This is a genomic window from Burkholderia catarinensis, assembly GCF_001883705.2.
Taxonomy (GTDB): Bacteria; Pseudomonadota; Gammaproteobacteria; order Burkholderiales; family Burkholderiaceae; genus Burkholderia; species Burkholderia catarinensis.
Genome location: NZ_MDEQ02000017.1, coordinates 23,281 through 43,940, shown reverse-complemented (window position 1 = coordinate 43,940; position 20,660 = coordinate 23,281). Strand labels below are relative to the sequence as shown.

Sequence of the window (20,660 nt, the reverse complement as noted above, 5' to 3'; positions counted from 1 at the left end):
GCCGCCCGAGTTGACCGGATCGCCCCCGATCCAGCACCGCTCATAGCTGTCCCGCCGCCCCCGTCCATCGCAAATAATCCCCGCGCGTCCAGTCGAGCGACACGCCCACGCGCTTCGTGCCGGGCCGGATCTTCGGCTTGTACACCGACAGCGTCAGCGACTCCAGCGCGGGCCATTCGCGGAACGACAGCACCGCGATATCGGCGACGAGCGTCTCCAGCAGCCGCGTATGCGGCTTGTGCGACAGAAACGCGGCAACGCGCGCGCAATAGCCGTCGTAATCGATCCACTCGCCCTGCTCGCTCGGCTCGCAGCGATACCCGAGCCGCGCATCGATCACGACCTGCTGCGGCGCTTCATGCTCGTGCGCATGAATGCCGATCCTCGCGGGCACCTTCAGTTCGTCGACGAACACGCTCCAGCCGCGCCCGCGCAGGCGCGGCGCGTCGATCGCCACGAACGGTTCGTCGAACGGCTTCATGATGCGAGCGGCGCCGCGGCGTCGAGCATGATGCGCACGAAGTAGTCGGCGAAGCTGCGGCGCAGGACGATCTCGAACGTATCGTCACCGGTCGGAATCAGCACGATCGACGACTTGAAGTAATGCGACTGCGCGCACTGGCCCGGCTTGAACGCACGCGGATGAAGGTCGAGCGGGCAGCCGCGCGCGAGCACGTCGCGCACGCGTTCGCCGCTGATCTCGACCACCGTGTAGCCGCTGCCGACGTCGACCGCCGCCGCATACGAACCCTGCACGGCCTCCGCGAGCTTCGCTTCGAGCACGCCGGCCTGCACCGGGCCGTTCGAACGCACGAGCCACTCGTCGGGGCCGAGCCACAGCACGTCGTACTCGGCGCCGCGCACGACCGTGTTCGGCTCCGCGGGCGGCCGGCAGCCGACCACGCGCTCGAACGCGCTGACGAACGCCGGATCGCTCAGCTCGCCGCGCACGTTGACGAGATCGAGGAACGGCCGCTCGCGCAGCGTGAACTTCTTCGATGCGCGCGCCTGGTGCGTCTTCAGCACGTCGGCCGCGCCGACGAACGGCGATTCAAGCGTCACGCCCGCGCCCGCCACCGGCGCCTGGTTTCTCGTTTCATTCCACATGCTGGCGCACCCCTTCGGTATCGTAGAAAACCGGGCTCGAGATCTTCGCGGTGATGCGCTTGCCGTTGGCCAGCGGAATCACGACGCTCTCGCCCATCTTGTTCAGGCCGCCCTTCACCACCGCGAGCGCGATCGAGCGCTTCAGGATCGGGCTGTAGTAGCTCGACGTCACGTGGCCGATCATCGGCGTCGGATCGACCGCCGACACCTGCGTGTCCTTCGCGACGATCTGCGCGCCTTCCGGCAGCACGAACTGCTCGTCCTCGGTCAGCAGGCCGACGAACTGCTTGCGGCCTTCCTTCGCGGTGTCCGAGCGCGCCAGCGAGCGCTTGCCGAGGAAGTCCTTCGACTTCGCGACGACCCCGCCCATCCCGAGGTCGTACGGCGTGACCGAGCCGTCGGTATCCTGGCCGACGATGATGTAGCCCTTCTCCGCGCGCAGCACGTGCATCGTCTCGGTGCCGTACGGCGTGATGTCGAACTCGGCGCCGGCCGCCATCAGCGCTTCCCACACCGCGCGGCCCGCATTCGCCGGCACGTTCACTTCATAGGCCAGCTCGCCCGAGAAGCTGATCCGCATCACGCGCGCCTTCGCGCCCGCGACGGTGCCGTTCCGGTAGCTCATGAACGGGAACGCTTCGTTGCCGAAGTCGATGTCCTGGCATACCCTCTGCACGACCTTGCGGCTCTTCGGGCCGACCACCGCGAACGTCGCCCAGTGATCGGTGACCGACGACAGCCGCACCTTCATGTCGGGCCATTCGGTCTGCAGCCAGCGTTCGAGCCACGTGAGTACGCGCGCCGCGCCGCCCGTCGTGGTCGTCATCATGAAATGCTGGTCGGCGAGGCGTACCGTCACGCCGTCGTCGAACACCATCCCGTTCTCGTCGAGCATCAGCCCGTAGCGGCACTTGCCGACCTCGAGCTTGTTCCACGGGTTCGTGTACATCCAGTTCAGCAGCTTCACCGAATCGGGGCCCTGGATGTCGATCTTGCCGAGCGTCGATGCGTCGAGGATGCCGACGCTGTTGCGCACCGCGAGGCATTCGCGCTTCACGGCCGCATGGAGATCCTCGCCGTTCTTCGGGAAATACCACGGCCGCTTCCAGTTGCCGACGTCCTCGAACAGCGCGCCGTGCTCGACGTGCCACTCATGCACGCAGGTCTTGCGGATCGGGTCGAGGAAATCGCCGAGCTCGCGGCCCGCGAACGTGCCGAACGTCACGGGCGTGTAGTTCGGGCGGAACGTCGTCGTGCCCGTTTCCGGAATCGTCTTGCCGAGCGCCTGCGCGAGGATCGCCATCCCATTGATGTTGCCGAGCTTGCCCTGGTCGGTGCCGAAGCCCATCGCCGTATAGCGCTTCACGTGCTCGACCGACTCGAAGCCTTCGCGGGCGGCCAGCAGGATATCGGCGGCCGACACGTCGTTCTGGAAATCGACGAACTGCTTCGGCCCGCGCGCCGCGGCCTCGCGGCTGCCGACGAGCCACAGCGGCTGCAGTGCGCCTTCGACGGTTTCCGCGACTTGCGGCGCAACCGGGCGCTGCGCGGCCGTGAAGCCCGCCGCCTTCGCCGCTTCCGCGCCCGCATCGACCGCGAGCCGCAGCGCGCGCGCCAGGCCGAATTCGCCGGCCGCCGCACCGATGCTTGCCTCCGCCTGCACGGGCTTGCCCGGCAGGAAGCACGCCTTCTCGTCGTTCCAGCAGGCCTTGCCGCCCGACTGCGCGAACAGGTGCAGCACCGGGCTGAAGCCGCCCGACATCGCGACGAGGTCGCACGGCAGCGACTGCAGCTTGCCGCCCACCTGGCCGTTCGTGCTGGACGCGACGTCGACCGACGATACGCGCCACTTGCCCGACGCGGTCGTCACGACCGCGCCGCTCATCACCGTCACGCCCTGCCGCTTCGCGGCGGCCGGCAGCGCGCCGTTCGACGACGCGCGAGAATCGACGACCGTGACCTTCGCGCCGCACGCCTTCAGGTCGAGCGCGGTCTGGTACGCGCGGTCGTTGTTCGTGAACACGACCGCGTTGCGGCCCGGCAGCACGCCGAACCGGTGCACATAAGCGGACACCGCGCCTGCCAGCATCACGCCCGGCAGGTCGTTGTTGCCGAACACGATCGGACGCTCGTGCGCGCCGGTCGCGAGGATCACGCGCTTCGCGCGAACCTTCCACAGCAGCTCGCGCGTGCCCTTGCGCATCGACACGGGCAGGTGATCGGTCAGGCGCTGCGTGACCGTCACGAGGTTGTGGTCCTGGTAGCCGAACGCGGTGCTGCGCGACAGGATCGTCACGTCGGGCAGCTTGCGCAGTTCGGCCTCGATCTTCTCGACCCACTGCAGCGCGGGCTTCGCGTCGATCTCGGCGCGGCACGACAACAGGCTGCCGCCGAGCTCGCGCTGGTCGTCGACGAGGATCACGCGCGCGCCGGCCGTGGCCGCCGCATGCGCGGCCGCGAGGCCCGACGGGCCGCCGCCGACGACGAGCACGTCGCAATGCGCGTAGCACTTGTCGTAGCGATCGGCGTCGAGCGCCTCGGGCGCCTTGCCGAGGCCGGCCGCCTCGCGAATCTTCTCTTCATACTTCGGCCACATCTTGCGCGGCCACATGAAGGTCTTGTAGTAGAAGCCGGCCGGCAGGAAGCGCGAGAACTTCTGGTTGATCGCATAGCGATCGTTCTCGAGCGTCGGCTCGGCGTTCACGCTCGTCGCGACGAGCCCCTGGTACAGCTCGATCTCGGTCGCGCGCGCGTTCGGCACCGAGTACGGGCCCGATTCGAGCTGCACGACGGCATTCGGTTCCGCGACGTCCGCCGTCACGATCCCGCGCGGACGGTGGTACTTGAAGCTGCGCGCGACGAAATGCACGCCGTTCGCGAGCAGCGCGGACGCGAGCGTGTCGCCCTGGAAGCCCTGATACGTGCGGCCGTTGAACGTGAAGGTCAGCGGAATCGCGCGATTGATGCGGCCACCGGTGCCGAGGCGGTCTTTCTGGCTCATTTGCTCGTGCCCTCTTCGTGTGCGTTGCCGGCGGCCGCGCCACTGATGGCAGCCCCGCCGAACTTTTCGTAGCCCTTGATATCGTAGGTCACCGTGTCGCGCGTGGCCTTGAACCAGCGGCGGCAACCCTGCGCATGCAGCCATTGCTCCTTGTGCAGCCCGCGCTTGTTCTCGCGCATGAACACGTACTCGCCCCATTCGCGGTCGGTCATGTTCTCGTTGTTGACGGGGCGCACGATGTCGGCTTCGCCGCCGCACGTGAACTCGGATTCGGCGCGCGGCCCGCACCACGGACATTCGATCAGCAACATGTTTCTTTCTCCTTCAGTGCGGGGATTAGTGCGCAACGGCGGCAGCGCCGTGCTCGTCGATCAGGTGGCCCGTGTAGAAGCGGTCGAGCGCGAACGGTGCGTTCAGCGGATGCGGTTCGTCGCGGGCGATCGTGTGTGCGAACACCCAGCCCGAGCCGGGCGTCGCCTTGAAGCCGCCGGTGCCCCAGCCGCAGTTGAAATAGAGGCCCTTCACGTCGGTCTTGGTGATGATCGGGCACGCGTCCGGCGACACGTCGACGATGCCGCCCCACTGGCGGTTCATCCGCACGCGCGAGAACACCGGGAACATCTCGACGATCGCCTGCAGCGTGCTTTCGATGATGTGGAAGCTGCCGCGCTGGCCGAAGCCCGTGTACTGGTCGATGCCCGCGCCGATCACGAGGTCGCCCTTGTCGGACTGGCTGATATAGGCGTGCACCGCGTTCGACATGATCACCGAGTTGACGACCGGCTTGATCGGCTCGGACACCAGCGCCTGCAGCGGATGGCTTTCGATCGGCAGGCGCACGCCGGCCATGTCGGCGAGCGTCGTCGTGTTGCCGGCCGCGACCACCGCGACCTTCTTCGCCTTGATGAAGCCCTTCACCGTATCGACGCCGACCACCGCGCCGCCTTCGCGGCGAATGCCCGTCACCTGGCAGTTCTGGATGATGTCCACACCGGCGCGATCCGCGCCGCGCGCGAAGCCCCAGGCCACCGCGTCGTGGCGCGCCACGCCGGCACGGCGCTGGATCGATGCGCCGAGCACCGGGTAGCGGCTGTTCAGGTTGATGGTCGGCTCGATTTCCTTGATCTGCGCGGGCGTCAGGAATTCGGCGTCGACGCCGTTCAGCCGGTTCGCGTTCACGCGGCGCTCGGTGTCGCGCACGTCCTGCAGCGTGTGCGCGAGGTTCATCACGCCGCGCTGGCTGAACATCACGTTGTAGTTCAGGTCCTGCGACAGCCCTTCCCACAGCTTCATCGCCTTCTCGTACAGCGCGGCCGATTCGTCCCACAGATAGTTCGAGCGCACGATCGTCGTGTTGCGCGCGGTGTTGCCGCCGCCGATCCAGCCCTTCTCGAGGATCGCGACGTTCGTGATCCCGTGTTCCTTCGCGAGGTAGTACGCGGTCGCGAGGCCGTGACCGCCGCCGCCGACGATCACGACGTCGTATTCCTTCTTCGGCTCCGGGCTCCTCCACTGCTTTTCCCAGTTCTCGTGATACGAGAGGCCGTTGCGGAACAGGCTGAATATCGAGTAGCGGCTCATTTTGATGGACCCTTCGTTAGCATTCGATGACGTTCACGGCGAGACCGCCGCGCGACGTTTCCTTGTATTTCGTCTTCATGTCGGCGCCGGTCTCGCGCATCGTCTTGATCACGGAATCGAGCGACACGTAGTGCTGGCCGTTGCCCTTGAGCGCCATGCGCGACGCGTTCAGCGCCTTGATCGCACCCATCGCGTTGCGCTCGATGCACGGGATCTGCACGAGCCCGCCGACCGGGTCGCAGGTCATCCCGAGGTTGTGCTCCATGCCGATCTCGGCCGCGTTCTCGACCTGGTCCGGCGTGCCGCCCATCACCGCGGCGAGCGCGGCGGCGGCCATCGAGCACGCGACGCCCACTTCGCCCTGGCAACCGACTTCCGCGCCGGAGATCGACGCGGTTTCCTTGTAGATGATCCCGATCGCCGCGGCCGTCAGCAGGAATTCGACGATGCCGGCTTCGTTCGAGCCCGGCACGAATTTCACGTAGTAGTGCAGCACCGCGGGAATCACGCCGGCCGCGCCGTTGGTGGGTGCGGTGACGACCCGGCCGCCCGCCGCGTTCTCCTCGTTGACGGCCATCGCATACAGGTTGACCCAGTCGAGCATCGACAGCGGGTCGCGCAGCGACTCTTCCGAACGCGCGCGCAGGTGGCCGCTCATCTCGGCCGCGCGGCGCTTCACGCGCATCGGGCCCGGCAGTTCGCCCTCGACCTTGCAGCCGCGCTCGACGCAGGCGGCCATCGTGCGCCAGATCGCGAGCAGCCCGGCGCGCACTTCGTCGGCGGGACGCAGCGCGGATTCGTTGCGCAGCATCAGCTCGGCGATCGACAGCCCGTGTTCACGGCACTGCCGCATCAGGTCGTCGCCGGTGCGAAACGGATACGGCACCTCGACCGCCGCGCGCACGCCGTTCACGCGATCGCCGTCGCGGTTCACGACGAAGCCGCCGCCGACCGAGTAATACTCTTTCTCGACGAGCAGCTGGCCGTGCTCGTCGAACGCCTGGAAGCGCATCCCGTTCGGGTGCACGATGCTCGTGCCGCTCATCAGCTTGCGATAGAAGCCGATGTGCTCCTTTTCCTCGAAGCGGACCGTCTGCCTGCCGAGCAGCGACAGCGCCTTCTCCGCACGGATCGCGGCGAGCCGCGGCTCGATCAGGTCGGGATCGATCGTGTCGGGCAGGTGGCCCTCGAGGCCGAGCAGCACGGCCTTGTCGGTGCCGTGGCCCTTGCCGGTCGCGCCGAGCGAGCCGTATAGTTCGACCCGCACGCGGCGCACGAAGCCGAGCAGGTTCGCGTCCTCGACATGCGACGCGAAGCGGCACGCCGCGATCATCGGGCCGACCGTATGCGAACTGGACGGGCCGATGCCGATCTTGAACAGGTCGAACGCGCTGACGTTCATCTGGCTTCCTCTGGATGGGCGTACGTGAAATGTCGTTGGCATCAGTACATCAAAGCGTAAAATTGGCCGATAGAACAAAAACGGCATCGGCGTGGGATACCCCCGCCAAGCCTCGCGCCGGCCGCCCGGAAAGTGCGTTTTGGCGATGGTTCGCGACGAAAAACCACAAGTCCGGCAGGCGTTCGCGCCTGCCGGCCGCCGTGCCCGCAAACAGAGTGAAACGAGTGAGATCCGCCTGCCCGGCGTGACGAGATTGGCCGCGATGACACCCGACGTACCCGCTTCCCCCCTCGCAGAACCCGCGCCGCAGCGCATCCGCTTCGGCATCGTGCTGCTGCCGAACTTCACGCTGACCGCGTTCTCGGGTTTCGTCGACATGCTGCGGCTGTCGGCCGACGACGGCGACTACAGCAAGCCCGTGCGCTGCGCGTGGAGCGTGATCGGCGAGACGCTCGCGCCGGTGCGCGCGAGTTGCGGGATCCAGATCACGCCGTGGGAGACCTTCGATGCGGCCGAGCCGTTCGACTACGTGGTCGTGGTCGGCGGGCTGCTGCATTCGGGGCCGCAAGCCGGCCCCGAAACGCTCGAGTTCATCCGCCGCGCGGCGGCGCGCGGCGCGACCGTCGTCGGGATCTGCACCGGCGTGTTCACGCTGATGCGCGCCGGCGCACTCGACGGCTACCGCACCTGCGTGAGCTGGTTCCACTACTGGGATTTCATCGAGCGCTTCCCGAGCGCCGATCCCGACCTGCTGATCGCCGACCGGCTGTTCGTGATCGACCGGCGCCGGATCACGTGCTCGGGCGGCCGCGCGTCGATCGACGTCGCCGCCGCGATCCTGCTGCGCCATTTCGATCACGCGACCGTGCAGAAGGCGCTGCGCATCCTGCTCGTCGGCGAGATGCAGAAAGGCAACGCGCCGCAGCCGCATCCGCCGGGCCTCGAGCCGGCCACGCACCCGAAGGTCAAGCGCGCGATTCTTCTGATGGAACAGCATGTCGGGCGCGCGCTGCCGCTCGACGAGCTCGCGTGCAAGCTCGACATGTCGACGCGGCAGCTCGAGCGGCTGTTCAAGGCCGAGACGGGCAAGAGCCCGCAGGTGTTCGCGAAGCAGGTGCGGCTGCGCACGGCCGCATGGCTGCTGACGAGTTCGGACCGCACGGTGGCCGATATCGCGTCGAGCTGCGGGTTCGCCGATGCGTCGCACCTCGGGCGCGAATTCCGCAAGCAGTTCGGCGTGCCGCCGGCGACCTATCGCGAGCGTGGCGGGGAAGTGTCGGAAGCCGGCGCGGCGATGGTCGCGGACCCCGTCGCGGACATCGCCGACTGACAGCCACGGGCATCCCCCTACCTGACCGACCGTAGAACGGCACACGATCGCGTCGGTTTCGACTGTTTTGGAACCGGTTTCAGTCAACTTGACCGACGTTGCCCGCCGCTTACCGAGGGTTATCCCGGATGATTCATCGCGCTCAAATTTGTATGATGACCACATCACCTTACAAACCAGAGCATCATGTTCGAGAAAATTCCCGCCCGTGCGATGAGCGACCATGTCGCGCAGCAACTGCTCAAGCAGATCGAAGTCGGCAGTTTCTCGGCCAGCGGCAAGCTGCCGACGGAAGCCGTGCTCGCGCAGGAATTCGGCGTGAGCCGCACCGTGATCCGCGAGGCGATTTCGCGGCTGAAGAACGAAGGCGTGGTCGAGCCGCGCCAGGGCAGCGGCGTGTACGTGAACCAGCACGGTGCGATCCGGCCGCTGCGGATCGACTACGCGGAAGCGGTCGAGGCCACGTCGCTGCCGCACCTGCTCGCGGTGCGCCGCGCGATCGAGGCCGAGGTCGCGGCCGAAGCCGCGCTGCATCACACCGATGAAGACATGGCCGACATCGACGATGCGCTGCGCAAGATCGACGATGCGGTAGCCGCCGGGCGCGACGGCGTCGCGGAAGACGTCGCGTTCCACCGCACGATCGCGGCCGTCACCGGCAACCCGTATTTCCTGAAGACGCTGCAGTTCCTGAACCAGTACCTCGAAGCCGGCGTGAAGGTCACGCGGCGCAACGAAGCGACACGCGAGGATTTCTCGCGCCAGGTGCGCGAGGAACACGCGGCGATCGCCGACGCGATCCGCTCGCGCGACCCGATGGCGGCGCGCAACGCGGCGCGCACGCACATGTACAACGCGGCCCGCCGTCTCGCGGAAGCCGGCATCTGCTGAAACCGGCGGCCTCGCCCGCCCCCGGCGGCGCCGCTGTCACGAACCTCTCCCGAATCGATCAAGGTTGACCATGTCACGAAATGTTGGAGTCATCGGCCTCGGCGCGATGGGCCTCGGCGTCGCCCGCTCGCTGCTGCGCGCCGGCTTGCGCGTGCACGCATGCGACGTGCGCGACACCGTGCTGCAGGCGTTTGCCGCCGAAGGCGGCGTGGCCTGCGTGTCGCCGGCCGAACTCGGCGCGCGATGCGACGTCGTCGTCACGCTCGTCGTCAATGCCGCGCAGACGGAAACGGTGCTGTTCGGCGAGCACGGCGCGGTCGCGGCGATGAAGCCGGGCGGCGTCGTGATCGCAAGCGCGACCGTCGCACCCGAATTCGCGGTCGCGCTCGGCGCGCGCATCGAGGCCGCCGGCCTGCAGATGCTCGATGCGCCGGTGTCGGGCGGCGCCGCGCGCGCGGCATCCGGCGAGATGACGATGATGACGTCGGGCCCGGCCGCCGCGTACGCGGGCTGCGAGGACGTGCTCGCCGCGATCGCCGGCAAGGTCTATCGCCTCGGCGACGCGCACGGCATCGGCTCGAAAGTGAAGATCATCAACCAGTTGCTGGCCGGCGTGCACATCGCGGCGGCCGCCGAGGCGATGGCGCTGGGCCTGCGCGAAGGCGTTGATGCCGACGCGCTGTACGACGTAATTACGCACAGCGCCGGCAATTCGTGGATGTTCGAGAACCGCGTGCCGCACATCCTGAACGGCGACTACACGCCGCTGTCGGCCGTCGACATCTTCGTCAAGGATCTCGGCCTCGTGCTCGATACCGCGCGCCGCAGCAAGTTCCCGCTGCCGCTGTCGGCCACCGCGCACCAGATGTTCATGAGCGCGTCGAGCGCCGGCCACGGCGGCGAGGACGATTCCGCCGTGATCAAGACTTTCCCCGGCATCACGCTGCCGCCCGCCCGCTGATTCGAACGACGCTCCTGCCATGACCGCTTCCGCTTCCCGTCCCCTGCTCGGCTGCATCGCCGACGATTTCACCGGCGCGACCGATCTCGCAAACATGCTCGTCAAGAGCGGCATGCGCACCGTGCAGACGATCGGCGTGCCCGCCGGCGGCGCCGCAGTCGATACCGGCGTCGACGCCGACGCGATCGTCGTCGCGCTGAAGTCGCGCACGATCCCCGCAGCCGACGCCGTCGCGCAATCGCTCGCCGCATACGAATGGTTGCGCGCGCAAGGTTGCCGGCAGTTTTTCTTCAAGTACTGCTCAACGTTCGATTCGACCGACGCGGGCAACATCGGCCCCGTCGCCGACGCGCTGCTCGATGCGGTCGGCGGCGGCTTCTCGATCGCGTGCCCGGCATTCCCCGAGAACGGCCGCACGATCTATCGCGGCCACCTGTTCGTCGGCGACGTGCTGCTGAACGAATCGGGGATGGAGAACCATCCGCTCACGCCGATGCAGGACGCGAACCTCGTGCGCGTGCTGCAGCGGCAGACGAAGTCGCCGGTCGGCCTGATCCGCTACGACACGGTCGCGCTGGGCGCGGCCGCCGTGCGCACGCGGATCGACCAGTTGCGCGCGGAAGGCGCGCGCTTCGCGATCGCCGATGCGCTGTCGGACCGCGACCTCTACGTGCTCGGCGAAGCGTGCGCGGGCCTGCCGCTCGTCACCGGCGGTTCGGGCATCGCGCTCGGCCTGCCCGCGAATTTCCGCCGCGCGGAGCAACTGCCCGAGCGCGACAACGCGGCGTCGCTGCCGCGCATCGACGGGCTGTCGGCCGTACTCGCCGGCAGCGCGTCGAAGGCCACCAACGCGCAGGTCGCCGCGTGGCGCGCGACGCGGCCGAGCTTCCGCATCGATCCGCTCGCGGCGGCGCGCGGCGAGCCCGTTGTCGACCAGGCGCTCGCCTTCGCGGGCTCGCACCTGCCGCAGCCCGTCCTGATCTACGCCACCGCGACGCCCGGCGACGTGAAGGCCGTGCAGCAGGCGCTCGGTGTCGACGCGGCCGGCCATCTCGTCGAAAGCACGCTCGCGGCGATCGCGCGGGGCCTGCGCGAACTCGGCGTGCGCAAGTTCGTCGTCGCCGGCGGCGAGACGTCCGGCGCGGTCGTGCAGGCGCTCGACGTGAAGTCGCTGCAGATCGGCGCGCAGATCGATCCGGGCGTGCCGGCCACGGCCACCATCGACGCGCAGCCGCTCGGCCTCGCGCTGAAATCCGGCAACTTCGGCACGACGGACTTTTTCGACAAGGCGCTGCGCGCGCTGGACGGAGCCGCATGATGAGCCACGAAGCGAAACTGCGCGAAGAGATCTGCGTCGTCGGCGCGAGCCTGTATGCGCGCGGCCACGCGGTCGGCAGCGCCGGCAACATCAGCGCGCGCCTGCCCGACGGCTGGCTGATCACGCCGACCGACGCGTGCCTCGGCCGGCTCGACCCGAACGACATCGCGAAGGTCGGCACGGACGGCCAGCCCGTATCGGGCGGCAAGCCGTCGAAGACGCTCGCGCTGCATCGCGGCATCTACGCGCGCAACGGGCAAGCGAACGGCGTCGTTCACACGCATTCGACGCATCTCGTCGCGCTCACGCTCGCGGGCGTATGGCGCGACGCCGACGTGCTGCCGCCGATCACGCCGTACTACGTGATGAAGGTGGGCCACATTCCGCTGATCCGCTATCGCCGCCCCGGCGACCCGGCCGTCGCGGCCGAAGTCGCGGCGCTCGCCGACCAGGTGCGCGGCGTGCTGCTCGAGCGTCTCGGCCCCGTGATGTGGGGGCCGTCGGTGTCGCACGCGTCGTATGCGCTCGAGGAGCTCGAGGAAACGGCACGGCTGTGGCTGATGACGCACCCGAAGCCCGAGCCGCTGTCCGACGCGGCGCTCGACGAACTGCGCCAGACCTTCGGCGCGCGCTGGTAACGCGACGCTCGCGTCGCGCACCGATCAAGCACCGATTCCCATGCCCGCCGTGTGCGCGGGCCCTTCCGTCAGCACACACATGATCCGGCGGCGTACGCGCCGCCGGCAAACAACACTCTGGAGACGACGATGACTGCTCTCGACGCGGCCGCTGGCCGCTCGCCCGCCGCGCCTGCCCATGCCGCGGAACTCGACCGCACCTACAAGAAAGTGTTCTGGCGCATCGTGCCGTTCCTGATGCTCTGCTACGTGGTCGCGTATCTCGACCGCGTGAACGTCGGCTTCGCGAAGCTGCAGATGTCGCAGGATCTCGCGTTCAGCGAAACCGTATTCGGGCTCGGCGCGGGCATCTTCTTCCTCGGCTACTTCCTGTTCGAACTGCCGAGCAACCTGCTGATGCACCGCCTCGGCGCGCGCATCTGGATCGCGCGGATCATGATCACATGGGGCCTGCTGTCGGCGCTGTTCGCGTTCGTGCAGACGCCGACGCAGTTCTACGTGCTGCGCTTCCTGCTCGGCCTCGCGGAAGCCGGCTTCTATCCCGGCGTGATCCTGTACCTCACGTACTGGTTCCCGTCGCATCGCCGCGCGAAGATCATCGCGGTGTTCATGTCCGCGATTCCCGTGTCGGGCATCTTCGGCAATCCGCTGTCGGGCTGGATCATGGAGCGCTTCCACGGCGGCTCGGGCTTCCACGGCTGGCAATGGATGTTCATGATCGAGGCCGTGCCGGCCGTGCTCGTCGGCATCGCGACGATCCTGTATCTCGACAACAGCATCCGCGGCGCGAAATGGCTCGACGAGCGCGAGAAGCAGCTGCTCGAAGACGAAATCGCCGCGCAGCCGCAGGAACAGCAGAAGCACGGCCACTCGCTGAAGGCCGTGTTCTCGGACCCGCGCATGTGGTGGATGTCGCTGATCTACTTCGCGTTCGTCACGGGCCAGTACGGCCTCACGTTCTGGATGCCGACGCTCGTGAAATCGACCGGCATCACCGATACGCTGCAGATCGGCCTGCTGTCGGCCATTCCGTTCCTCGTCGCGATCGTCGTGATGAACCTGTTCGGCCACAGCGCGGACAAGCGCCGCGAACGCCGCTGGCACCTGATCGTGCCGGCGCTGATGGGCGCGGTCGGGTTTGCGGTCGCCGCGTCGTACTCGCACAATACGGCGGTGTCGATCGTGTTCCTGTCGCTCGCGGCGGGCGGCGTGCTGACCTGCGCACCGCTGTTCTGGTCGCTGCCGACCGCGTTCCTCGCGGGCTCCGCGGCCGCGGCCGGGATCGCGATCATCAACTCGGTCGGCAACCTCGCCGGTTTCGCGAGCCCGTACGTGATCGGCTACCTGAAGGACGCCACGCACAGCACGTCGTCCGGCATGTACATGCTGGCAGCGATGCTCGTGATCGGCGCGATCGCCGTGTGGCTCACGCCCGCGAAACTCGTGAACCGCTGATCCGGCCGCCATTCGACGCGGGGTGCCGTGCGCCCCGCCCCATTCATTCACAGGACCCGCTGCCATGCCACGCTTCGCCGCCAACCTTTCGATGATGTACAACGAGCACGCGTTCCTCGAACGCTTCGCCGCTGCCGCCTACGACGGCTTCAAGGCCGTCGAGTACCTGTTCCCGTACGACTTCGCCGCCGAGGACATCCGCGCGCGCCTCGACGCGCACAACCTCGAACAGGCGCTGTTCAACGCGCCGCCCGGCGACTGGGCCGCGGGCGAACGCGGCATCGCGTCGCTGCCGGGCCGCGAGGACGAGTTCCGGCGCGGTATCGACCAGGCGCTCGACTATGCGCGCGTGCTCGGCAACAGGAAGCTGCACGTGATGGCCGGGATGGTCGCGCCGGGCGGCGACCGCGCGCGCCATCGCGACACCTACCTGGCGAACCTGCGGCATGCGGCGCAGGCCGCCTTCGCGCACGGCATCACGATCCTTATCGAGCCGATCAACCAGCGCGACATGCCCGGCTATTTCCTGAGTCGCCAGGACGATGCGCACGATATCTGCGCGGAAGTCGGCGCGCCGAACCTGAAGGTGCAGTTCGACTGCTATCACTGCCAGATCGTCGAAGGCGATCTCGCGATGAAGCTCAAGCGCGATTTCGCGGGCATCGGCCATATCCAGATCGCCGGGGTGCCCGAGCGTCACGAGCCGGATATCGGCGAACTCAACTACCCGTACCTGTTCGCGCTGATCGACGCGCTCGGCTACGACGGCTGGATCGGCTGCGAGTACCGCCCGAAGGCCGGCACGTCGGAAGGCCTCGGCTGGCTCAAGCCATACCTGTGATTCAAGCATTCCTAAGAGGGTAATGAACATGAAAGTACTGATCACCGGCGGTGCCGGCTTTCTCGGCCAGCGTCTCGCGCGCAAGCTGCTCGAACGCGGCGAACTGACCGGCCCCGACGGCCGGACCGGCAAGATCGACGAGCTGGTGCTGCTCGACGTCGTCAAGGGCAGCGATTTCGGCGATGCGCGCGTGACGTCGATCGTCGGCGACATCGCCGATCGCGCGGTGCTCGACAGCGCGATCGACACGCGCACGGGCGCGATCTTCCATCTCGCGGCGATCGTCAGCGGGCAGGCCGAAGCCGATTTCGATCTCGGCATGCGGATCAACCTCGACGCATCGCGCACGCTGCTCGAAGTGTGCCGCACGCGCGGCCACCAGCCGCGCGTCGTGTTCACGAGCTCCGTCGCGGTGTATGGCGGCGCGCTGCCCGACGTCGTGCAGGACGACACCGCGCTGAACCCGCAATCGTCGTACGGCGCCGAGAAGGCGATCGCCGAACTGCTGCTGTGCGACTACGCGCGGCGCGGCTTCGTCGACGGCCGCGTGCTGCGCCTGCCGACGATCAGCGTGCGGCCCGGCCGCCCGAACGCGGCCGCGTCGTCGTTCGCGAGCGGCATCATCCGCGAGCCGCTGAACGGCGAGGAAAGCGTGTGCCCGGTGCCCGGCTCGACGCGGCTGTGGCTGCTGTCGCCGCGCGGCGCGATCGAAGCGCTCGTCGCCGGTTGCGAGCTCGACAGCGCGAAGCTCGGCAACAAGCGCGTGATCAACCTGCCCGGCCTGTCGGTATCGGTCGACGAGATGATCGCGGCGCTGCGCGAAGTCGCGGGCGACGACGTCGTGAAGCTGATCCGCCATGCGCCCGACGAGCGCGTCGAGAAGATCGTCGGCAGCTGGCCGGGCCGTTGGGACACGTCGCGCGCGCAGGCGCTCGGGCTGAAGGGCGATACGTCGTTCGCGGACGTGATCCGCAGCCATATCGCCGACGAACGGCGTTGATTCCCGCGCTGCCCGCCGTGCGGGCACGCGCTGCCGGGCCGTATCAATGCGGCCTGGCGGATTCCCCGATGCGCAGCGACGCGCGTTTCGTGCCGCCCGGCCGGTTCGCCGAACCGGCCGCCCACTGCCACGCCAGCAAGCCCGGCAGATAGAACAGCAGATCGCGCACGCGGCGCGCGCCGGCCAGCGCGAGACAGGTCGGCGGGTCGAACCCGAGCAGCCCGCCGATCAGCACGAACCCGCCCTCCTGCACACCGAGGCCGCCCGGCATCAGGAACGCGATGCTGCTCACCATCTGGATCAGCGCCTCGATCGCGAGCGCCTGCGCGAAGGTCGGATCGGCGCCGAGGAAGTACAGCGCCAGCCAGATTTCCAGCGCATAGCCCGCGAACTGCAGCGTCTGCCAGATCCCCAGATAGCGCACGACGACGCCGGTCTTTCTCCAGATCATCCGGATCGACTGATCGGTGCGCGCCGATTCGCCGACCAGCGCAACCACCTTGCCGCTCGTGATGCGGTTGAGCACGCGCATCGCGCGTTCGAACGGCCGCGCATGCTGCACCAGCGCGAACAGCAGCAGCACCGGCACCAGCGCGGCCATGCCGATCGCGAGGTGCGCGGCCACCCGCGCGGCATCGGACGATACGTGTTCGAGCACGTAGCCGATCGCGACCAGCGCGAACACCAGCTGGCTGATCAGCGTCAACTGCATGTCGGCGACGAGGCTGGCCACGGCGGTCGCCGGCCGCACGCCCGCCTGCCGCAGCAGGCCGAACGACACGACCTCGCCGCCGATCCGCGCGACCGGCAACAACCCGTTGATCGATTCGCGGATCCAGACGAGCTTCAGCATCGTCGCGAACGACGGCCGGCGCGGGCCGCGGATCAGCATCCGCCAGTCCCACGCATTCGCGAGCATCGGCAGGATGTGCGCCAGCGCGGCGAGCAGCAGCCCGGCGCCGGCGATCTGCAGGCGGTGCAGGATTTCCAGCGGATGCTCGCGCCAGATCAGCCACACCGCGAGCGCCAGCCCGGCGAGCGCCGCCACGCGCCCCACATGCCGGAGCCGCCCATCGCGACGCGCGGCGCCTCGGTCCGCGGCGGCGGCGGGATTCGTCTGCGTCGTCATGATTCGCTCGCCGGCGACAGCAGGCCTTCCCGGTCGACGCGAAAGCGCGTGCCGCGCCACACGACATGCGACGAGAAGAAGCTCGACACGAAGACCACGAATTGCAGGAGATCGACGAACGGCAGCCAGATGGCGCCGCGCAGGCCGGCGCCGGTCGCACGGCTCGTTTTCAGCATCAGCAGCGCCCGCGCGGCGAGCGCCGCGACCATCAGCCCGCACGCAGTGGCCGTGCCGCCGGAGAACAGCAGCGCCAGCAGTGCGAGCGGCACCGGGTGCATCAGCACCGAGCCGGCATGACCGAGCCGGTCCGCCGCGCGGATCGTGCAACTCCAGCGCAATTCATGCGTGTACAGCTTGGCGAACGTCTCCTCGACGCACGCATGCCCGACGACGAACGGCGGGATCACGACCTGCGCACCCGCCTGCCGCACCGCTTCGCCGAGCGCGTGATCCTCGGCCAGGTGATGCGCGAAACGCGTGAGCCCGCCGATGCGTTCGAGCGTCGCGCGCGTGATCGCGATCGTCTGGCCGAAGCACGGCCGCGCGCGCCCGATGAAAAGCCCGGTGATCACGCCCGGCAGGAAATGGTAGTTCGTCATCGCGACGGCGACACCGGGCCAGAAGCCCGGCGACGCGACGCCGCGATACACGCTCGTCACGATGCCCACATCCGGCTGCTGTAGCGCGCCGACGACGGCACGCAAATAATCGCGCTCGACCAGCACGTCGCTGTCGGCGAGACAGAGCACCGAATACTCCGCGTGTTCGAGCATGTTCACGAGATTGGCGATCTTGCGGTTCGGCCCGTACAGCCGCGCGTCGGCGACGACCTTGATGTTCGCGTCCGGGTAGCGCGCCCGCAGCGTCTCGACGGCCGCGAGCGCCGCGTCGCCTGCATCGTGCACGCCGAACAGGTGCTGGACCGGCCCCGGGTAATTCTGCACGAAAAAGCTTTCGAGATGCTGTACGAGCTGCCACTCGTCGCCGTGCAGCGGCTTCGCGACGGTGACGCCCGGATAATCGCGCGGCTCCGCGGCCGCCCGGGAAAAGAACCGGCCGACCAGCACGCTGGCCGTGACCGTGTACGCAATGCCCAGCAACACGCCCACCCCGCAGACGATCGATATGACCCCGGCCAGCGTGTGCAGCACATGCAGCAAAACCATGCTTCTCCCCAGTGGTGACCCGTACGGCCGCAACGCACGGGAGCGGCCGCGTGCACGCGGGTTCACCCGTGCACGCCGCCGTATCGATTCCCGTTGAGCCGGATGTGAAGGACGACCAACCGACGATACTCGCAATCAGATGACACAACTATCGTGCGGCGATCGATTCCGGTCACGCGCACGTATCCGCAGCCGACCGCGGCCTGGAACGCCGTGTCGGCAAGCTTGCGGGCTGAAAGGATCGAGGCCGCGACCGCGACGACGATCCAGATGCGAAACGTCATCGTGGTGAAAAATGCTTCGGGTATGCGCAGTGCAAGCAACGAAACCAGCACGAAACACTGAATGAACATGCCGGCCAGCGCGGCGATCAGCAGGTGGGCTCGCCATCGCTCGATCGTCGAGGGTGCCATGAAGAATGAACCTCCCGTACGGACGACTCGCATCGATCGGACCTCGATCGGAAGGGTCGCGGATTGGCGGGCAAGCGCGTTCGGCTCGCGCCGGACACGCCTGACCCGGTTCGGGATCAGGGGAAACGGAGAACAACCCGAGAAATGCCGTGGCCGATGGTAGCGGGATTACCGGCGGCAAACCTTAAGCATTCTTCAGATTCGGGCGGCAATCGAAGCGGCTCAATTACAATCCGTTGCACGGCACGCGCCGCCGGGCTCGTACAATCGCGGACGCCCGCCACCGAATCGACCATGCGACTCCTCCTTGTTGAAGACGACGACCTGATCGGCAGCGGTCTCGAGATCAGCCTGAGTCAGGCCGGCTATCACGTCGACTGGTTGCGCGACGGTCACGCGGCCGCCGCGGCGCTCGCGACGACGCGCTTCGCGCTCGTCGTGCTCGATCTCGGCCTGCCCGGCAAATCGGGCACGGAACTGCTGCGCGCCTTGCGCGATGCGGGCGATACCGTGCCCGTGCTGGTGCTGACCGCGCGCGGCACCGTGGCCGACCGGGTCCGCGGCCTCGACGACGGCGCGGACGACTATCTCGCGAAACCGTTCGAGCTGTCCGAGGTGCTCGCCCGCTGTCGCGCGCTCGTGCGCCGCTCGCAGGGCCGCGCCGGCGACGAGATCGTGTGGCGCGACATCACGATCGACCTGGCCGCCCACACGGTGACACGCGATGCCTCGCGCATCGCGCTCACCTCGCGCGAATGGGCCATCCTGGTTCAGCTCGTCAGCCACCCGGGCGCGCCGCAGTCGCGCGCGTCTCTCGAGGACAGCCTGTACGGCTGGCAGGAAGGCATCGAAAGCAATGCGATCGAGGTCCATGTTTCGAACCTGCGCAAGAAGCTCGGCGCCGAACTGATCCGCACCGTCCGCGGCATCGGCTACGTCGTCGACCTCCCATGATCTCCCGCTCGATACGACGCCGCGTTTCGTCGATGGCGCTCGGCTGCGTGGCCGTCGTCTGGCTCGTCGCCGTGTTCGGCAGCTTCCGCTACGCGACGCGCGAGATCGGCGAATGGGAGGACGCCCGCCTCGTCGAATACGCGTCGCTGCTGGTCGGTCTCTCGCCGGCCGACCTCGACCGCCTGGCCCGCTTTCCGCCGGACGCGCGGGTCGAACTGGCGTTCGGTGCTGCAGGATCCGGCCCTGACAACGACGGCGATCGCCTGCCGCGCGACGTGCTGTTCGAGGTGCGCGACGCGCAAGGCAACGTCGTCGCGTCGAACCTTCCGGCTGCCGCCGCCGGTTTGCCCGACGCACGCGACCCGCGCGGCGCCCCTCGCACGTTGGTCATCGGCGACGCGCAATGGCGCACGCACACGCTGCGCGACAACGCGTCGGGGCGCTGGATACGCGTGATGGAGACCGCCAATACGCGCAGCGATCTGGCGATCGGCATCGCGCGCGGCATCGTCCTGCCGCTGATCGTCGCGTTCCCGGTGCTGGCGCTCCTCCTCTGGTACATGATCGGACGCGGTCTCGCGCCGTTGAAGACGCTGTCCATGCTGATCGGCGCGCGCGACGCGCGATCGCTCGAACCGCTCGGCATCGCCACCGTGCCGGACGAAGTGCGCACGCTGGTCGACGCGATCGACCGCCTGCTGGCCAGGCTGCGGCAATCGATCGTGCGCGAGCGCGCGTTCACGTCCGACGCCGCGCACGAACTCAAGACGCCGCTGGCCGCGATCAAGGTACAGGCCCAGGTGGCGATCGCGACCGCCGATCCGGCGTGCAAGCAACTGGCCATGCAGCGGGTCGTGCAAGGTGTCGACCGCAGCGCGCGTCTCGCCGAACAGTTGCTGCTGCTCGCGCGGCTCGACGAATACGAACGCATTCCGGCGCGCGCCGTCGTCGTCGGTGAACTCGTCGACGCCGCCATCGACCGCCATCTCGCGAAGGCGGCGGACAAGGCCATCGACCTCGTGGCCGGCAACGTATCCGGACGGGCGATCGAGGCCGATCCGATCCTGCTCGGCATCCTGCTCGACAATCTCGTCGACAACGCCGTCAAGTATGGTCGCCAGGGCGGCCGCATCGAGCTCGGCGTGCACGACGACGGCGCGCGGCAACGCATCGTCGTGCGCGACGACGGGCCGGGCGTCGCCCCCGGCGAGCACGAGCGGCTCGGCGACCGCTTTTATCGCGGCAGCGGCACGCAATCGCCCGGCAGCGGGCTCGGTCTGTCGATCGTCACGCGCATCGCGCAATACTTCGGCGGCACCGTGCAGTTCGGGACCGGCATCGGCGGCCAGGGCCTCGGCGTCGCGATTACGCTGCCGTCGGCGGACGCCGGCGGATCGATGCCGCACGGCGGCCCGGCCGGCGAACACGACGACCGATCACCCCGTATGATGCCGCGTGCTTAACGTTTCGTTA

The 20,660-nt window shown here is 68.2% G+C and carries 19 protein-coding genes; 10 read left to right on the top strand and 9 right to left on the bottom strand.

Annotated elements, in window-relative coordinates; genetic code table 11:
* Window positions 1-40: 40 nt before the first annotated feature.
* The 6 genes from BFF94_RS25480 to BFF94_RS25455 are packed head-to-tail and all read right to left on the bottom strand — an operon-like array spanning window position 41 to window position 7,091.
* Complete coding sequence (locus BFF94_RS25480; protein ID WP_128843279.1) at window positions 41-481, bottom strand: dihydroneopterin aldolase; 441 nt, start codon at window positions 479-481, stop codon at window positions 41-43.
* Window positions 478-1,107 (bottom strand): sarcosine oxidase subunit gamma, encoded by a 630-nt coding sequence (locus tag BFF94_RS25475; RefSeq protein ID WP_128843278.1) that lies wholly within the window; start codon window positions 1,105-1,107, stop codon window positions 478-480. Before BFF94_RS25475 ends, BFF94_RS25480 begins: the two co-directional genes overlap by 4 nt.
* A complete protein-coding gene (locus BFF94_RS25470) occupies window positions 1,097-4,108 on the bottom strand; it encodes a sarcosine oxidase subunit alpha family protein (RefSeq protein ID WP_128843277.1) in 3,012 nt (1,003 codons plus the stop codon). Before BFF94_RS25470 ends, BFF94_RS25475 begins: the two co-directional genes overlap by 11 nt.
* On the bottom strand, window positions 4,105-4,419 hold the full coding sequence (locus BFF94_RS25465; protein WP_219139993.1) for a sarcosine oxidase subunit delta: 315 nt from the start codon (window positions 4,417-4,419) through the stop codon (window positions 4,105-4,107). The genes BFF94_RS25470 and BFF94_RS25465 overlap by 4 nt, the downstream gene beginning before the upstream one ends.
* A gap of 25 nt (window positions 4,420-4,444) precedes the next feature.
* Window positions 4,445-5,689, bottom strand: coding sequence for a sarcosine oxidase subunit beta family protein (locus BFF94_RS25460; protein ID WP_017331352.1), 1,245 nt, complete (start codon window positions 5,687-5,689; stop codon window positions 4,445-4,447).
* A 16-nt stretch (window positions 5,690-5,705) separates the two neighbouring features.
* Window positions 5,706-7,091: an L-serine ammonia-lyase gene (locus tag BFF94_RS25455; protein WP_128843276.1), complete on the bottom strand. Its 1,386-nt coding sequence runs from the start codon at window positions 7,089-7,091 to the stop codon at window positions 5,706-5,708.
* Window positions 7,092-7,353: 262 nt separating this feature from the next.
* Between BFF94_RS25455 and BFF94_RS25450 the strand changes: the two genes are divergently transcribed.
* The 8 genes from BFF94_RS25450 to denD all read left to right on the top strand — a co-directional run bounded on the left by BFF94_RS25450 (window position 7,354) and on the right by denD (window position 15,525).
* The gene (locus BFF94_RS25450) at window positions 7,354-8,421 is read left to right on the top strand and encodes a GlxA family transcriptional regulator (RefSeq protein ID WP_128843275.1); all 1,068 of its coding nucleotides are present in this window, start codon (window positions 7,354-7,356) and stop codon (window positions 8,419-8,421) included.
* A gap of 186 nt (window positions 8,422-8,607) precedes the next feature.
* Window positions 8,608-9,312, top strand: a complete 705-nt coding sequence (locus tag BFF94_RS25445) for a FadR/GntR family transcriptional regulator (RefSeq protein WP_128843274.1) — start codon at window positions 8,608-8,610, stop codon at window positions 9,310-9,312.
* A gap of 70 nt (window positions 9,313-9,382) precedes the next feature.
* Window positions 9,383-10,273 carry an L-threonate dehydrogenase gene (ltnD, locus tag BFF94_RS25440; RefSeq protein WP_128843273.1) on the top strand — a complete coding sequence of 297 codons (891 nt, stop codon included), beginning with the start codon at window positions 9,383-9,385 and terminating at the stop codon, window positions 10,271-10,273.
* A 19-nt stretch (window positions 10,274-10,292) separates the two neighbouring features.
* Entirely contained in the window at window positions 10,293-11,591 is a 1,299-nt protein-coding gene (otnK, locus tag BFF94_RS25435) for a 3-oxo-tetronate kinase (RefSeq protein ID WP_219139992.1), read from the top strand.
* Entirely contained in the window at window positions 11,588-12,229 is a 642-nt protein-coding gene (gene otnC, locus BFF94_RS25430; protein WP_128843272.1) for a 3-oxo-tetronate 4-phosphate decarboxylase, read from the top strand. Before otnK ends, otnC begins: the two co-directional genes overlap by 4 nt.
* A gap of 129 nt (window positions 12,230-12,358) precedes the next feature.
* Complete coding sequence (locus tag BFF94_RS25425; RefSeq protein ID WP_128843271.1) at window positions 12,359-13,684, top strand: MFS transporter; 1,326 nt, start codon at window positions 12,359-12,361, stop codon at window positions 13,682-13,684.
* Between the two features lie 64 nt (window positions 13,685-13,748).
* Entirely contained in the window at window positions 13,749-14,525 is a 777-nt protein-coding gene (gene otnI / locus BFF94_RS25420; RefSeq protein WP_128843270.1) for a 2-oxo-tetronate isomerase, read from the top strand.
* Between the two features lie 28 nt (window positions 14,526-14,553).
* Window positions 14,554-15,525, top strand: a complete 972-nt coding sequence (gene denD / locus BFF94_RS25415) for a D-erythronate dehydrogenase (RefSeq protein ID WP_219139991.1) — start codon at window positions 14,554-14,556, stop codon at window positions 15,523-15,525.
* Window positions 15,526-15,568: 43 nt separating this feature from the next.
* Here denD and BFF94_RS25410 read toward each other — a convergent pair whose 3' ends face one another.
* From BFF94_RS25410 to BFF94_RS25400, 3 genes are all read right to left on the bottom strand, one after another.
* Window positions 15,569-16,654: a lysylphosphatidylglycerol synthase domain-containing protein gene (locus BFF94_RS25410; protein ID WP_128843269.1), complete on the bottom strand. Its 1,086-nt coding sequence runs from the start codon at window positions 16,652-16,654 to the stop codon at window positions 15,569-15,571.
* Window positions 16,651-17,820, bottom strand: a complete 1,170-nt coding sequence (hpnI, locus tag BFF94_RS25405; protein WP_128843268.1) for a bacteriohopanetetrol glucosamine biosynthesis glycosyltransferase HpnI — start codon at window positions 17,818-17,820, stop codon at window positions 16,651-16,653. Before hpnI ends, BFF94_RS25410 begins: the two co-directional genes overlap by 4 nt.
* 62 nt (window positions 17,821-17,882) lie before the next feature.
* A complete protein-coding gene (locus BFF94_RS25400) occupies window positions 17,883-18,233 on the bottom strand; it encodes a hypothetical protein (protein WP_158061946.1) in 351 nt (116 codons plus the stop codon).
* Between the two features lie 294 nt (window positions 18,234-18,527).
* On the opposite strand from BFF94_RS25400, the gene BFF94_RS25395 reads away from it, so the two are divergent.
* Window positions 18,528-19,187: a response regulator gene (locus tag BFF94_RS25395; RefSeq protein WP_128843266.1), complete on the top strand. Its 660-nt coding sequence runs from the start codon at window positions 18,528-18,530 to the stop codon at window positions 19,185-19,187.
* Window positions 19,184-20,650, top strand: a complete 1,467-nt coding sequence (locus tag BFF94_RS25390) for an ATP-binding protein (protein ID WP_128843265.1) — start codon at window positions 19,184-19,186, stop codon at window positions 20,648-20,650. Before BFF94_RS25395 ends, BFF94_RS25390 begins: the two co-directional genes overlap by 4 nt.
* Window positions 20,651-20,660 lie beyond the last annotated feature (10 nt).

What these genes read in the sequence shown, in the direction of transcription:
- BFF94_RS25480 (WP_128843279.1), bottom strand. Translation starts at nt 481, where the DNA reads ATGAAGCCGTTCGACGAACCGTTCGTGGCGATCGACGCGCCGCGCCTG.
- BFF94_RS25475 (WP_128843278.1), bottom strand. Translation starts at nt 1,107, where the DNA reads ATGTGGAATGAAACGAGAAACCAGGCGCCGGTGGCGGGCGCGGGCGTG.
- BFF94_RS25470 (WP_128843277.1), bottom strand. Translation starts at nt 4,108, where the DNA reads ATGAGCCAGAAAGACCGCCTCGGCACCGGTGGCCGCATCAATCGCGCG.
- BFF94_RS25465 (WP_219139993.1), bottom strand. Translation starts at nt 4,419, where the DNA reads ATGTTGCTGATCGAATGTCCGTGGTGCGGGCCGCGCGCCGAATCCGAG.
- BFF94_RS25460 (WP_017331352.1), bottom strand. Translation starts at nt 5,689, where the DNA reads ATGAGCCGCTACTCGATATTCAGCCTGTTCCGCAACGGCCTCTCGTAT.
- BFF94_RS25455 (WP_128843276.1), bottom strand. Translation starts at nt 7,091, where the DNA reads ATGAACGTCAGCGCGTTCGACCTGTTCAAGATCGGCATCGGCCCGTCC.
- BFF94_RS25450 (WP_128843275.1), top strand. Translation starts at nt 7,354, where the DNA reads ATGACACCCGACGTACCCGCTTCCCCCCTCGCAGAACCCGCGCCGCAG.
- BFF94_RS25445 (WP_128843274.1), top strand. Translation starts at nt 8,608, where the DNA reads ATGTTCGAGAAAATTCCCGCCCGTGCGATGAGCGACCATGTCGCGCAG.
- ltnD (WP_128843273.1), top strand. Translation starts at nt 9,383, where the DNA reads ATGTCACGAAATGTTGGAGTCATCGGCCTCGGCGCGATGGGCCTCGGC.
- otnK (WP_219139992.1), top strand. Translation starts at nt 10,293, where the DNA reads ATGACCGCTTCCGCTTCCCGTCCCCTGCTCGGCTGCATCGCCGACGAT.
- otnC (WP_128843272.1), top strand. Translation starts at nt 11,588, where the DNA reads ATGATGAGCCACGAAGCGAAACTGCGCGAAGAGATCTGCGTCGTCGGC.
- BFF94_RS25425 (WP_128843271.1), top strand. Translation starts at nt 12,359, where the DNA reads ATGACTGCTCTCGACGCGGCCGCTGGCCGCTCGCCCGCCGCGCCTGCC.
- otnI (WP_128843270.1), top strand. Translation starts at nt 13,749, where the DNA reads ATGCCACGCTTCGCCGCCAACCTTTCGATGATGTACAACGAGCACGCG.
- denD (WP_219139991.1), top strand. Translation starts at nt 14,554, where the DNA reads ATGAAAGTACTGATCACCGGCGGTGCCGGCTTTCTCGGCCAGCGTCTC.
- BFF94_RS25410 (WP_128843269.1), bottom strand. Translation starts at nt 16,654, where the DNA reads ATGACGACGCAGACGAATCCCGCCGCCGCCGCGGACCGAGGCGCCGCG.
- hpnI (WP_128843268.1), bottom strand. Translation starts at nt 17,820, where the DNA reads ATGGTTTTGCTGCATGTGCTGCACACGCTGGCCGGGGTCATATCGATC.
- BFF94_RS25400 (WP_158061946.1), bottom strand. Translation starts at nt 18,233, where the DNA reads ATGGCACCCTCGACGATCGAGCGATGGCGAGCCCACCTGCTGATCGCC.
- BFF94_RS25395 (WP_128843266.1), top strand. Translation starts at nt 18,528, where the DNA reads ATGCGACTCCTCCTTGTTGAAGACGACGACCTGATCGGCAGCGGTCTC.
- BFF94_RS25390 (WP_128843265.1), top strand. Translation starts at nt 19,184, where the DNA reads ATGATCTCCCGCTCGATACGACGCCGCGTTTCGTCGATGGCGCTCGGC.